The sequence below is a fragment of the Bacillus cereus group sp. Sample62 genome, from assembly GCF_036851315.1.
GTDB lineage: Bacteria > Bacillota > Bacilli > Bacillales > Bacillaceae_G > Bacillus_A > Bacillus_A wiedmannii.
On the sequence record NZ_JAFLPK010000001.1, the window covers coordinates 1533725 to 1547726 of the forward strand.

The window sequence follows — 14002 nt, forward strand, 5'->3', positions numbered from 1 at the left end:
GGAACAATTATGAGTGGATTACATATATTAGCGTTTGGTGCTCATGCCGATGATGTTGAAATCGGCATGGCTGGTACCATTGCTAAATATACGAAGCAAGGGTATGAAGTAGGTATTTGTGATTTAACAGAAGCTGACCTTTCTTCTAATGGAACGATAGAATTGAGAAAAGAAGAAGCAAAGGCGGCAGCTCGTATAATGGGAGTAAAAACGAGACTGAATTTAGCGATGCCAGACCGTGGTTTGTATATGAAAGAAGAGTATATACGTGAAATTGTAAAGGTGATTCGTACATATAAACCAAAACTAGTTTTTGCGCCGTATTATGAAGATCGTCATCCAGATCATGCGAATTGTGCAAAACTTGTGGAAGAAGCTATTTTTTCAGCGGGAATTCGTAAATATATGCCAGAGCTTCCACCACATCGTGTGGAGTCTTTTTATTATTATATGATTAATGGTTTTCATAAACCGAATTTTTGTATAGATATAAGTGAGTACCTTTCTATAAAAGTGGAAGCATTAGAAGCATATGAAAGTCAGTTTTCAACAAGTAGTGATGGTGTGAAAACGCCGTTAACAGAAGGTTATGTTGAAACTGTGGTCGCTCGAGAGAAAATGTTTGGAAAAGAAGTTGGAGTCTTATATGCCGAGGGATTTATGAGTAAGAAACCGGTTTTATTACATGCTGATTTAATAGGGGGATGTAAATGAAATTAAAAATAGGTATTACATGTTATCCTTCTGTAGGTGGTTCTGGAGTTGTTGGAACAGAATTAGGAAAGCAATTAGCGGAACGCGGGCATGAAATTCATTTTATTACATCGGGTTTACCATTCCGGTTAAATAAAGTGTATCCAAACATTTATTTTCATGAAGTGACGGTAAATCAATACTCTGTATTTCAATATCCACCATACGATTTAGCGTTAGCGAGTAAAATGGCAGAGGTTGCACAAAGAGAAAACCTAGATATTTTACATGTGCATTACGCAATACCACATGCAATTTGTGCTTATCTAGCAAAACAAATGATTGGAGAGCGTATTAAAATTGTTACAACCTTGCATGGAACAGATATTACTGTGTTAGGTTCCGACCCTTCGCTAAATAATTTAATTCGTTTTGGTATTGAGCAATCTGATGTTGTGACGGCTGTCTCGCATTCATTAATTAACGAAACGCATGAGCTTGTAAAACCAAATAAAAACATTCAAACGGTATATAACTTTATAGACGAACGTGTATATTTCAAGCGTGATATGTCTCAATTAAAGAAAGAATACGGTATAAGTGAGAGTGAAAAGATACTAATTCACATTTCAAATTTCCGTAAAGTGAAACGTGTTCAAGATGTTGTTCAGGCATTTGCTAAAATTGTTACAGAAGTAGATGCAAAGTTGCTTCTTGTTGGAGATGGACCAGAATTTTGCACGATTTTACAGATAGTGAAAAATCTACATATTGAAGATCGCGTCTTATTCTTAGGGAAGCAAGATAATGTTGCAGAGCTACTTGCGATGAGTGATTTAATGTTGCTTCTATCAGAGAAGGAGAGTTTTGGTCTTGTTTTATTAGAAGCGATGGCGTGTGGTGTACCTTGTATCGGAACAAGGGTTGGAGGTATTCCAGAAGTCATTCAACATGGTGAAACAGGATATTTATGTGAAGTTGGCAATCCAGCAGGAGTGGCAAATCAAGCCATTCAGCTATTAAAGGATGAAGAACTTCACCGTAATATGGGAGAGCGAGCAAGAGCAAGTGTTTACGAGCAGTTCCGCTCTGAAAAAATCGTCTCACAATATGAAACGATTTACTATGATGTACTAAGGGATGACAAAAATGAAAAGATTTAAAAAAGCTAGCTCTATTATTGAGACTTTAAAGCAACAAGGACATGAGGCCTACTTTGTCGGTGGAAGCGTACGAGATCTTATTATCGATAGGCCGATTGGAGATATTGATATTGCGACATCTGCTTTACCAGAAGAAGTGATGGCTATATTTCCAAGACATGTTCCTGTTGGTCTTGAGCATGGAACTGTAATTGTGGTAGAAAATGGTGAACCTTATGAGGTAACCACTTTTCGAACAGAGAGCGAATATGAAGATTTTCGAAGACCTAGTAGTGTTCAATTTGTTCGTTCATTAGAAGAGGATTTAAAACGTCGTGATTTCACAATGAATGCAATTGCGATGACAGAAGAAGGCGAAATGGTTGATTTATTTGCTGGACAGGAAGCGATTCAAAAGAGAGAAATTGTGACAGTTGGCAATGCTGCGGATCGTTTTCAAGAAGACGCCCTGCGAATGATGCGTGGTATTCGTTTCGTAAGTACGTTAGGTTTTTCTTTAGAAATGAAAACGAAACAAGCAATTGAAACATATGGACATTTACTGGAACATATTGCAATTGAGCGAATTACAGTGGAATTTGAGAAACTGTTAACTGGTACATATTGCGTGAAGGGCTTGCAAGAATTAGTAGAAACGAAGCTATTTTCTCATCTGCCATATTTACAAATGTCAGAAGAGAGATTATTAAAAGCTACGCAGTATAACTGGGATTCTTTTGAAACGGACATTGAGGCATGGGCATTCTTCTTATATTGTATCGGAGAAGAGCATCCATCTGTCTTTTTACGTCAATGGAAGTTTTCGAATAAAAAAATAAAAGATATCGTCGCAGTTTTATTAACAATTCGTACGAGAAAGGAGAAGGATTGGGATACAGTCCTTCTTTATAAAACGGGACTTCATATCGCTGAAATGGCCGAAAGAGTATATGAAGCGATGATTGAAAGCTATGATCATACATCTGTTAAACGAGTACAAACGTTGTTTGAAGTATTGCCAATCAAGAGTCGCCAAGAAATGAATGTGACTGGGAATGATTTATTAAACTGGGCAAATAAAAAGCCCGGTCCGTGGGTTGCTGAAATGATTCAAAAAATTGAGGAAGCAATCGTACAAGGAAACGTAGTTAATGAGAAAGAGTGTATAAGGGAGTGGCTGCAAGAATGCAATCTACTATAAGAAAGCAGTTATTGCAAGTTTTTTCGGAAGCGGATGGCGCGTTTGTATCTGGCCAAACGATTAGTGATAAACTTGGTTGTTCAAGAACCGCTGTGTGGAAACATATGGAGGACCTTCGGAATGAGGGATATGAACTTGAAGCTGTGCGTCGATTAGGTTATCGCATTGTGGGTAAGCCAGACAAAGTAACTGCTAATGAAATTCAGTTAGGGTTACAAACGAAACATATTGGTAGAACTGTATATTTTGAAGAAACTGTTGAATCCACACAGCATATTGCAGCAAAACTTGCTTATGAAGGTGCAGAAGAAGGAACGATTGTTGTTGCAGAAGAACAAACATCAGGCAGAGGTCGTTTAAGCAGGAAATGGTATTCACCAAAAGGAACAGGAATTTGGATGAGTATTATTTTACGTCCATCAATCCCGGTTCATCATGCACCACAACTTACTTTGTTAGCGGCTGTTAGCGTTGCACAAGCAATTGAAAAGTGCATGGGTGTAAACGTAGGAATAAAATGGCCAAATGATATTTTAATTCAAGGTAAAAAGGCTGTAGGTATATTAACAGAAATGCAGGCGGATCCTGATAAAATTAATGCTGTCATTATGGGTATTGGTATTAATGCGAATCAAAAGCAAGAACATTTTGATGAGGAAATTCAGCATATTGCTACTTCTTTAGCGATTGAATCTGGTAAGCCAATTGTTCGTGCAGAGCTTATGCAACAAATCTTTTTACAACTAGAAAAATTATATGAAGAGTATTTACAAAATGGTTTCTCTGTTATTAAAATTCTTTGGGAAAGTTACGCTGTGAGCATCGGGAAAGAAATTACCGCTCGAACGATGAGAGAGACAATTATAGGGGTAGCAAAAGGAATTACAGAGGATGGTGTATTACTTCTAGAGGATCATGAAGGGAAAGTACATCACATTCATTCCGCGGATATCGAAATTAAGTAAAAGAAGTTCCTTTTTGGAACTTCTTTTCATTTGACTATTACTTTGCCTTCCATCCCTTTAAGAAGATGGTACCGGCATATTAATTCATATGTACCAGTATTTTTAGGTTTCACGGTAATATTTTTTTCTTTTCCTGACTCGACTACGACGTCAATGCCAAGTTTTTTCACTGTAAAGGTGTGCTCATTCTTACCTTTGTTTTTTAATAGCAATGTGGTTGACTCTTCAATTGGAATCGTGATGACGTTTGGCTGAAAGTAATCATCGTTTAATTCAAGCTCAATTACTTTCGTTGAATCGATAGGTTGTGTTACGACGTTAACTGAGGCAAATGCATGGAAGGAGCTAAAAGTTATCATCCCTACAATCATCACAAGCAGACCGGTGAATCGAAATAACCATTTGTTCATAAACATTCGCAATTCTCCTTTTGTAAGTACGTTCCTCAATTAACCTGCATCATTAGTTCACGAGTTATACAATGCATGTAAACAAAGCTATTTATCCTTTCTATGGGTGCGTTAGTTATGAAAATTTCACATACCGTAATGAGGATAAAAATTATTTTTTCAAAAAAATGTAGTAATTCCTTTTTGGAGTTTGCTATAATTAGTTCGAATGTGGGCAGTATCAGAGCGAACTGCACCATGATTCGAAGCAATACGAAAAATAATAACTTGGATTCTGCCTTGATCCAATAACGGACTGGGACAGAGGGATGAATAATGCCGACTAACACACAACCCTTCTGCCCTTTTATGGCCAGAGGGGTTTTTTATATGATTTCGGCCATCTCCTCTCTCCTGTATAAAGGAGGAGTAGTTTTTGAAAACAAAAACAGATTTTTTGAAGATGAAAGAGCAAGGTGAGCCGATTACGATGCTAACGGCGTATGATTATCCATCTGCTAAGTTAGCAGAAGAAGCTGAAGTTGATATGATTCTAGTTGGAGATTCCCTTGGGATGGTTGTGCTCGGCTACGATTCAACAGTACCTGTAACAGTAGAGGATATGATTCATCATACGAAAGCTGTACGCCGAGGAGCGAAAGAGACGTTTATTGTAACTGATATGCCATTTATGTCGTATCATGTGTCGCCTCAAGATACGATGGTGAATGCGCGCCGCATTGTTCAAGAGAGTGGTGCTCATGCACTGAAGGTAGAAGGTGCAGGGGAAGTGGTATCAACTATTCATTACTTGACGAATGCGGGAATTCCTGTCGTGGCACACTTAGGCTTAACTCCTCAATCTGTAGGAGTACTAGGTGGGTATAAAGTACAAGGAAAAGATGCTGAAAGTGCAAAAAAATTAATAGAAGATGCGAAGAGATGTGAGGAAGCTGGTGCGATAGCGCTTGTGTTAGAATGTGTGCCAATGCAGTTAGCGGAATTAATTTCTAAGCAACTAACAATTCCGACGATTGGAATTGGAGCAGGGAAAAAAGTAGATGGGCAAGTACTTGTTTATCATGATCTTATCTCATACGGCGTAAATCGTGTTCCGAAATTTGTAAAGCAATATACGTCTGTTCAAGAGGAGATTGTGCGAGGGATTTCACAATACGTTACTGAAGTAAAGACAGGGCAATTTCCAGAAGAAAAACATTCATTCACAATGAAAGAGGAAGAATGCTTAGCATTATACGGAGGAAAACAATAATGAAAATCGTAACTACAGTGCAAGAGATGCAGCAAATTACAAACGAACTTCGTATAAGTGGAAAAAGTATTGGTTTTGTTCCAACGATGGGTTATTTACATGAAGGTCATGCGACTTTATTACGTAAGGCAAGAGCAGAAAATGAAATTGTAGTTTTAAGCGTGTTTGTCAATCCACTACAGTTTGGGCCGAATGAAGATTTAGATCGATACCCTCGTGATATTGATAGAGATGAAAATGTAGCAAAAGAAAACGGTGTAGATTATTTATTTTATCCGAGCGTAGAAGAAATGTATCCAGCAGAACAAACGACAACAGTAGCAGTTGTGAAACGTACCGATGTATTATGTGGCAAACAAAGACCTGGTCATTTCGCTGGTGTTGCGACTGTACTAATGAAACTATTTAATATTACATTGCCAACGCGTGCTTATTTCGGTATGAAAGATGCACAGCAAGTTGCTGTCATTGAAGGATTTGTCGCTGATTTTAATATTCCGGTTACGATCGTACCGGTGGATATTGTAAGGGAAGTAGATGGATTAGCGAAAAGTTCTCGTAACGTGTATTTATCACAAGAAGAGCGTGAAGCGGCTCCTCATTTATACCGCAGTCTATGTATAGCGAAAGAAAGAATTGAAGCAGGCGAACGTAATGCAGAAATCATTACAACTCTTGTGAAAGAGTATATTGAGACGTATACGAAAGGCACTGTAGATTATGCTGATTTATATGCCTATCCTTCACTACAAGTAATAGATAAAATTGAAGGACGAATCATTTTAGCAATTGCAGTTAAATTTGAAAATGTACGATTAATTGACAATATAACATTAACGGTTAAATAAGGGGGAGCATCTATGTTTCGCACAATGATGAGAGCGAAGTTACATCGCGCTACGGTAACAGAAGCAAATTTAAATTATGTAGGTAGTATTACAATTGATGAAGATTTAATGGATGCAGTAAATATTGTAGAAAATGAAAAAGTACAAATTGTAAATAACAATAATGGTGCTCGCTTAGAGACATATGTTATTAAAGGAGAACGCGGTAGCGGTGTTGTTTGTTTAAATGGTGCAGCTGCAAGGCTTGTACAGCCAGGGGATAAAGTTATTATTATTTGCTACGGTTTAGTGGCAGAAGAAAATATTCATAACCAAGAGCCGAAAATTGCAGTATTAGACGATAATAATCAAATTATCCAAATGTTAGGCGCTGAAAAAGCGGGTACGATATTATAAGTAAGAAGGCTATCTCTATTACGGAGATAGCTTTTTTGTGCATCTTTTCATTAAGATGAGATAAAACGTGGTATAGTAACATTATATAATTTTGCGTTTGATAGGTAAGAAATTGAGGTGTTACATATATGAGTAAGCGTTATGTCGTTGTGGATTTAGAGACGACAGGGAACTCCTGGAAGGACGGGAAGGATAAAATTACCCAAATCGCAGCTGTTGTAGTGGAAGATGGAGAGATATTAGAGATTTTTTCATCTTTTATTAATCCGAAGAGAGAGATTCCGCCATTTATTACAGAATTAACAGGGATTGATGAGAGTATGGTTAAGCAAGCCCCGTTATTTCAAGATGTAGCCCCGATGGTTGTTGAGCTATTGCAAGGTGCAGCTTTCGTTGCACATAACGTTCACTTTGATTGGAATTTTTTAACAGAAGAATTAAGGCGTGCTGGATATACAGAAGTACATTGTCCGAAAGTTGATACAGTTGAGTTGGCGCAAATTCTTTTGCCGACGGCTGATAGTTATAAATTACGTGATTTAGCTAAACAACATGAATTAGAGCACAATCAACCGCATCGTGCGGATAGTGATGCTCTTGCAACAGCGGAATTATTTTTACAATTTTTGAATGAAATTGAAAATTTACCACTTGTCACCTTGCAATCGCTTTATGAATTGAGCGATGTTTTTCAAAGTGATATAGCGGATGTACTTTCTGAAAATATTTTAAAGAAAATGATGCATGGTAGAAAAGCGGCAGAGAGGTATGAAGTATATCGAAATATTGCGCTTCGAAAACGAAATTATGCTTTAAATCTCAGTGAAACATGTTCATCTAAATTTGATGCTTTCTTGCATAAGGCAATCGATAAACTTGAATTGAATATGCCAAAGTTTGAAAAAAGAGAAAGCCAACAGATTATGATGAAGGAAATATATACAGCACTAAGAGATTCTAGGTTTTCATTAATTGAAGCAGGAACAGGAACAGGGAAGACTCTTGCATATTTACTTCCAAGTATTTATTTTGCAACGAAAAAAGAAGAACCTGTCATCATAAGTACCCAAACAGTACAACTGCAACAACAAATATTAGAAAAAGAAATTCCATTATTACAGAAAATAATGCCATTTTCATTTGAAGTAGCTCTTTTGAAAGGAAGAAAGCATTATCTTTGTCTACATAAATTTGAATATGCTTTGCAAGAGGAAGAGAAAAATTATGATATGGCGCTCACAAAGGCAAAAATTTTAGTGTGGTTATTGCAAACAGAAACTGGGGATCGTGATGAATTAAATATTCCTGAGGGCGGAAAGTTACTTTGGAACCGCATTTGTAGTGATGTGCATAGTCCAGGCGGGATGCAAAGCAACTGGTATAGCCGTTGTTTTTATCAACGAGCAAAGAATAAAGCATTATTTGCAGATATCGTTATTACAAATCATGCGTTATTATTTCAAGATTTTTCATGTGAAGAACCACTATTTGCTTCATGTGAACATATTATTTTTGATGAAGCTCATCATATCGAGGAAGCGGCGAGTAGAACATTAGGTGAACAGTTCTCCTGTATGTATTTTCAATTAGTTTTATCTCGTCTTGGTACGCTAGAAACAGATGATGTACTTTCTAAAGTATATAAAATGATGAAAAAATCAGAGCAAGCCTCTCGTTCGACTTTCCGTATGGTGAGTCATAGTTTGAAGGAATTGAAATTTGATGCGGATGAGCTATTCCAAATGTTACGTGCTTTCATTTTTAAACAAACAAAGCAGGAACAAGGGATAAGCAATATGCCACTCATTTATCGATATAACACGGAAGTAGAGAAAGGTAAGTTATGGGATAGCATTACCGAGTTAACAAATCGTTTTGTATACGATGTAAGGAAATTATTGACTACACTTGAGAAGCAAGTTGATATATTGCAAAGTAAATTAGAATGGGAGATGCATGTTGTTACAGGTGAGTTTATGCATTTAATTGAGTTGTTGAGAAAGATGGAACAATCTTTACAATTACTCATTTTAGAAAAAAATTCATACGTGACATGGATGGAGACTGAAACGAAGGGAACAATTCATTCAACCGTTTTATATGCACAGCCTGTTCATATTGGTGAAAGGCTTGCTGATGAATTTTTCACACAGAAAAAGAGTGTTATTTTCACATCAGCAACGTTAACAGTAAACGATTCATTTGACTATATAAAAGAGGAGCTAGGTTTACATGATTTTGCTCCCAATACATTACAGGTTCCGTCACCGTTCCGTTTTGAAGAACAGATGAAATTAATGGTTTCAACAGATGTGCCTTTTATTAAGCAAGCAAGTAATGAAGAATATATTGAATCTGTGTCGGCACATATTGCAAAAATAGCGAAAGCTACAAAAGGTAGAATGCTTGTTTTATTCACTTCGTATGAAATGTTGAAAGAAGCGTATACGAATTTGAAAAATGATGAGGAATTAGAGGGGTATTTATTATTAACGCAAAGTGTGAATAATAAGAGCCGAAGTCGTCTCATTCGTAAATTTCAAGAGTTCGACAAATCAATTTTGTTAGGAACAAGTAGTTTTTGGGAAGGGATAGATATACCAGGAGATGCCCTTAGTTGTCTTGTTATTGTCCGGCTGCCCTTTACGCCTCCTCATCAACCGATGATGGAAGCAAAAGGAGAGTGGTTACAAAATCAAGGAGAGGACGTATTCGCTAAGTTAGCACTCCCGCAAGCAATCTTGCGTTTCAAACAAGGATTTGGTCGTCTGATTAGAACAAGTACAGATACCGGAACAGTATTTGTATTAGACCGTCGTTTGACAAGCGCTTCTTATGGAAAACGTTTTTTACAATCAATCCCAACTGTTCCGCTTTATGAAGGCCCTTTAGAAGAATTATTAGAACAATTAAAGGAACGACCAAATAAATAAAATTGGAAGAAAAATACGCCTGAAGTACATTTAAGCTTCAGGCGTAAAAAATGTGGGTAGGAGGAATTTTATTTTTCTTACTTCTTGTATACAAAATGTATTGGTTTTCGACTTGAAACCTTTTTTTGCAGTACATGTCCTGCTATAATAGATGGGTGATGAAGCAGGGGTTGTAAAGAATGTACTCTTATTGTAACCGTATTGCGTTCTTCTATAATTAGAAATTTTTGTGTAACGGAGGAGTTTTTTCATGGATAAGAAAATCGAAGTCCTATCAACGACGCGTCTTAAATATTCGTCTGACTTGTATAAAATCGTTGATAGTTTGAATCGTACGTTAAAAGAGCAGGACCTCATGTTCGGATTAGCATTAGACGAAAAAGATAAAGAAACAGCTGTATTTACGATTTACAGAACGTAGTGATACAATGAAAAAGTGGATCTTTGCAATCGTTATCGTAATCGTTGCTAGCGGAATATATGGGGCGTATGTTTATAATAAAGCAATGGAAAAGAAAATCCATAAAGAGGAAAAATCTGTAGAAATTGCAAAAGAAAAGGCAAAGCTTACAAAAGTAAAATCTGTAGATTATTATAATGGAGAATCTTCATATACAGTCGTACAAGGTGTAGACGAAAAAGGAGAACAAATTATTGTTTGGGTGCCTAATAAAAAAGGGAATGTCCTTGTGAAGAAAAAGAGTGAAGGTATTCCTGAAAAAGAAGCTTTGCAAAAGTTGGCTGAACAAGCTACAGGAAAAGGCGATGAGCCAAAGCCAAAGCCAAAAGAAATTATAAAAGTAAAATTAGGTGCTCAAAACGATATTCCGTTGTGGGAAATTACATATATTGATCAGGAAGATCGTTATACGTATTATTATTTAGAGTTTCAAAATGGGGCTTATGCTGGTCACTACAGCATTGAAAAATAGATGTAGGGGGAACTACAAATGAAATTAGCAAAGCGAGTAGCTGCTTTAACACCATCTGCAACTTTAGAAATTACAGCAAAGGCACAAGCATTAAAAGCAGAAGGTCATGATGTAATTGGATTAGGAGCAGGAGAACCTGACTTTAATACGCCAGAACATATTATGGATGCTGCACATAAAGCGATGTTAGAAGGACATACGAAGTATACACCAACAGGTGGATTACAAGCGTTAAAACAAGAAATTGTGAAGAAGTTTACACGTGATCAAGGAATTGCGTATGATCCATCTGAAATTATTGTATGTAACGGTGCAAAGCATGCATTATATACATTATTCCAAGTGTTGCTTGATGAAGGAGATGAAGTTATCATCCCAACTCCTTATTGGGTAAGTTATCCTGAGCAAGTAAAGCTTGCTGGAGGTAAGCCAGTTTACGTAGAAGGCCTGGAAGACAATGAGTACAAAATTACAGCGAAGCAGCTGCGTGAGGCAATTACAGAGAAAACGAAAGCAGTTATTATTAATTCACCGAGCAATCCAACAGGAATGATTTATAGCAAAGAGGAATTACAACAGCTTGGAGAAATATGTTTAGAACACGATATTTTAATCGTTTCAGATGAAATTTATGAAAAGTTAATTTATGGTGGAGCAGAATATACTTCGATTGCCCAGCTTTCTAATGCATTAAAAGAACAAACACTTATTATTAATGGTGTATCTAAATCTCATTCTATGACAGGATGGCGTATTGGATATGCAGCAGGAAATAAGCAGCTTATTAAAGCGATGACGAACTTAGCGAGCCATAGTACGTCAAACCCTACGTCAATCGCTCAATACGGTGCAATTGCAGCATATGCAGGCTCACAACAACCTGTAGAAACAATGCGTCAAGCATTTGAAGAAAGATTAAACATTATTTATGATAAATTAATTCAAATCCCTGGCTTTACTTGCATTAAACCACAAGGTGCATTTTACTTATTCCCTAATGTAAAAGAAGCTGTAGCTTTATCAGGATACGAAACTGTGGATGATTGGGCAAAAGCTCTATTAGAAGAGGAAAAAGTGGCTCTTGTACCAGGTACAGGATTTGGTGCTCCAAATAATGTTCGTTTATCATATGCGACATCTCTTGAACAAGTAGAGAAAGCATTAGAACGCATTCATACGTTTATGAAAAGTAAAGTGCAAGCTTAATTGTATATTTTATTAATGCAATACAAAAAACCTTCCTACATAATAGGGAGGTTTTTTTGACGAATTGTGGCAAAAAGAAATAGCGAAAGGTGTGTTATACTAGAGAGCGAGGTGTTTGGTGATGAAAAAGAAAATGATGTTACAGTGGTTTGAGCAGGGAAGCATTGCAATTCCAAAATTACTTATGATGCATTATAAAAAATTAGGGTTAAATGAAATGGAATTTATGGTTGTACTTCATGTACACACATTTTTAGAATCGGGCAATTCGTTTCCGACTCCGTCAGAGATTTCAGAACGGATGACGATTACTGAAATGAAATGTATGGAAGTAATTCAGACATTGATTCAAAAAGGTTTTTTATCACTAGAAGGTGGACAAAAATCAGAAGCGATGATGTGTGAAAGTTATTCTTTACAACCGCTATGGGAAAAAATATTGCATTTCTTAATGAATGAATCAGTAGAGGAAGAACAAAAAGAAATAAAACAACTGCAAGTAAATTTATATACAGTATTTGAAAGAGAATTTGGAAGACCACTTTCTCCGTTTGAATGTGAAACGTTGGGTATGTGGGAAGATCAAGATCAACATCATCCGAATTTAATTCAAGCGGCCCTCAGGGAAGCTGTAATGAGTGGTAAGCTTAATTTCCGATATATTGATCGTATTTTATTTGAGTGGAAAAAGAATGGTATTAAAACAATAGATCAAGCCCAAAACCAAGGACGGAAATTTAGAGAAAATCAACAACGAACGCAGCAAACGACAAAACAAGAGACGAAATTCACTGGGAAAGTGCCTTTTTATAATTGGTTGGAGCAGTAATATAGGAGGAAGTATATGTTAAATAAAACGCAAATTCGCTATTGTTTAGACACAATGGCGGATATGTATCCAGAAGCACATTGTGAATTAATTCATGATAATCCATTTGAATTAGTAATTGCGGTGGCGTTATCTGCACAATGTACAGATGCACTTGTAAATAAAGTGACGAAAAATTTATTTCAAAAATATAAAACACCAGAAGATTATTTAAGCGTGTCTTTAGAAGAATTACAACAAGATATACGTTCCATTGGATTGTTTAGAAATAAGGCGAAAAACATTCAAAAATTGTGCCAGATGTTGCTAGATGATTATAACGGGAAAGTTCCAGAAGACCGTGACGAGCTGACGAAATTACCAGGAGTAGGAAGAAAGACAGCGAATGTAGTTGTTTCGGTTGCATTTGGAATTCCAGCGATTGCTGTTGATACGCATGTAGAGAGAGTGAGTAAACGGTTAGCAATTTGTAGATGGAAAGATTCTGTGTTAGAAGTGGAAAAGACATTGATGAAGAAAATTCCAATGGATGAGTGGGGAGTTACACACCACCGTATGATTTTCTTTGGACGTTATTACTGTAAGGCGCAACGACCACAATGTGAAGAGTGCCGATTACTAGAAATATGTCGCGAAGGAAAGAAACGAATGAAGGGGAAATAAAAGATGGAGCGAGTTATAGAAATACCGAAAGAGTTTCGGTGCGTACCATTTTTTAAAGAGAGTGCGAATTCAATTACGTATCACACAGACCAATCTTTTGAAGAAATAATACAAAATACTTACTTTATACATGATATTGAAAGACAATATGAGCCATGGAATGAAATTGAAAATAGTATTCCTGTACTGTTGAATGTATGGAAAAGTAAGCATGAAGACATTGCCACACTATTTCGAAACAGAAATAAGCAAGAAGCTGAAGGTCCAATGATTCTTTTTGCGGCACATTTGTTATCGATTATATATTGGCTAAATGAGCAACCTGTTCATAGTTTGAATGAAATGGAAGATTTCACGAGTGAATTGGAAGTGCAACCAGTAAATTTTATGGAGCGATATTCGTTCATTATAAAGAAACCGAATAATTATCATTCCTATATTCAGTTAGCGCAGTTGTATATTGAAATAGAAAAGCTATATGTTAAGAAAATGATAACAAAAAAGAAGTCCTTTTCTCGTTAAGAGAAAGGAC

The 14002-nt window shown here is 36.5% G+C and carries 15 protein-coding genes; 14 read left to right on the forward strand and 1 reads right to left on the reverse strand.

Annotation, left to right across the window (positions count from 1 at the left end; translation table 11 throughout):
• Positions 1-9: 9 nt before the first annotated feature.
• Genes bshB1 through J0835_RS07825 form a run of 4 tightly spaced genes read left to right on the forward strand, consistent with a single transcriptional unit; the run spans position 10 to position 4001 of the window.
• The gene (gene bshB1, locus J0835_RS07810; protein WP_087979995.1) at positions 10-714 is read left to right on the forward strand and encodes a bacillithiol biosynthesis deacetylase BshB1; all 705 of its coding nucleotides are present in this window, start codon (positions 10-12) and stop codon (positions 712-714) included.
• Complete coding sequence (bshA, locus tag J0835_RS07815) at positions 711-1856, forward strand: N-acetyl-alpha-D-glucosaminyl L-malate synthase BshA (protein WP_087979996.1); 1146 nt, start codon at positions 711-713, stop codon at positions 1854-1856. The genes bshB1 and bshA overlap by 4 nt, the downstream gene beginning before the upstream one ends.
• Complete coding sequence (locus J0835_RS07820; protein ID WP_087979997.1) at positions 1843-3036, forward strand: CCA tRNA nucleotidyltransferase; 1194 nt, start codon at positions 1843-1845, stop codon at positions 3034-3036. Before bshA ends, J0835_RS07820 begins: the two co-directional genes overlap by 14 nt.
• Positions 3021-4001, forward strand: a complete 981-nt coding sequence (locus tag J0835_RS07825; protein ID WP_087979998.1) for a biotin--[acetyl-CoA-carboxylase] ligase — start codon at positions 3021-3023, stop codon at positions 3999-4001. The genes J0835_RS07820 and J0835_RS07825 overlap by 16 nt, the downstream gene beginning before the upstream one ends.
• A gap of 26 nt (positions 4002-4027) precedes the next feature.
• Here the strand turns inward: J0835_RS07825 and J0835_RS07830 are convergent, their stop codons facing one another.
• On the reverse strand, positions 4028-4417 hold the full coding sequence (locus tag J0835_RS07830; RefSeq protein ID WP_087979999.1) for a cupredoxin domain-containing protein: 390 nt from the start codon (positions 4415-4417) through the stop codon (positions 4028-4030).
• Positions 4418-4826: 409 nt separating this feature from the next.
• On the opposite strand from J0835_RS07830, the gene panB reads away from it, so the two are divergent.
• The 10 genes from panB to J0835_RS07880 all read left to right on the forward strand — a co-directional run bounded on the left by panB (position 4827) and on the right by J0835_RS07880 (position 13992).
• Positions 4827-5663, forward strand: coding sequence for a 3-methyl-2-oxobutanoate hydroxymethyltransferase (gene panB, locus J0835_RS07835; RefSeq protein ID WP_000853116.1), 837 nt, complete (start codon positions 4827-4829; stop codon positions 5661-5663).
• Positions 5663-6511 carry a pantoate--beta-alanine ligase gene (gene panC, locus J0835_RS07840; RefSeq protein ID WP_087980000.1) on the forward strand — a complete coding sequence of 283 codons (849 nt, stop codon included), beginning with the start codon at positions 5663-5665 and terminating at the stop codon, positions 6509-6511. The genes panB and panC overlap by 1 nt, the downstream gene beginning before the upstream one ends.
• A gap of 12 nt (positions 6512-6523) precedes the next feature.
• A complete protein-coding gene (gene panD, locus J0835_RS07845; protein WP_087980001.1) occupies positions 6524-6907 on the forward strand; it encodes an aspartate 1-decarboxylase in 384 nt (127 codons plus the stop codon).
• Positions 6908-7035: 128 nt separating this feature from the next.
• The gene (dinG, locus tag J0835_RS07850) at positions 7036-9840 is read left to right on the forward strand and encodes an ATP-dependent DNA helicase DinG (protein WP_087980002.1); all 2805 of its coding nucleotides are present in this window, start codon (positions 7036-7038) and stop codon (positions 9838-9840) included.
• Between the two features lie 250 nt (positions 9841-10090).
• Entirely contained in the window at positions 10091-10261 is a 171-nt protein-coding gene (locus tag J0835_RS07855) for a YpmA family protein (protein ID WP_000358354.1), read from the forward strand.
• 7 nt (positions 10262-10268) lie between these two features.
• On the forward strand, positions 10269-10772 hold the full coding sequence (locus J0835_RS07860; RefSeq protein ID WP_087980003.1) for a cell wall elongation regulator TseB-like domain-containing protein: 504 nt from the start codon (positions 10269-10271) through the stop codon (positions 10770-10772).
• 18 nt (positions 10773-10790) lie between these two features.
• Positions 10791-11978 carry an aspartate transaminase AspB gene (gene aspB, locus J0835_RS07865; protein ID WP_000761544.1) on the forward strand — a complete coding sequence of 396 codons (1188 nt, stop codon included), beginning with the start codon at positions 10791-10793 and terminating at the stop codon, positions 11976-11978.
• A gap of 121 nt (positions 11979-12099) precedes the next feature.
• Positions 12100-12807: a DNA replication protein DnaD gene (gene dnaD, locus J0835_RS07870; RefSeq protein WP_087980004.1), complete on the forward strand. Its 708-nt coding sequence runs from the start codon at positions 12100-12102 to the stop codon at positions 12805-12807.
• 15 nt (positions 12808-12822) lie between these two features.
• Positions 12823-13470: an endonuclease III gene (gene nth, locus J0835_RS07875; protein ID WP_002158563.1), complete on the forward strand. Its 648-nt coding sequence runs from the start codon at positions 12823-12825 to the stop codon at positions 13468-13470.
• Positions 13471-13473: 3 nt separating this feature from the next.
• Positions 13474-13992 carry a YpoC family protein gene (locus J0835_RS07880; protein WP_087980005.1) on the forward strand — a complete coding sequence of 173 codons (519 nt, stop codon included), beginning with the start codon at positions 13474-13476 and terminating at the stop codon, positions 13990-13992.
• The last annotated feature ends 10 nt before the right edge of the window (positions 13993-14002 follow it).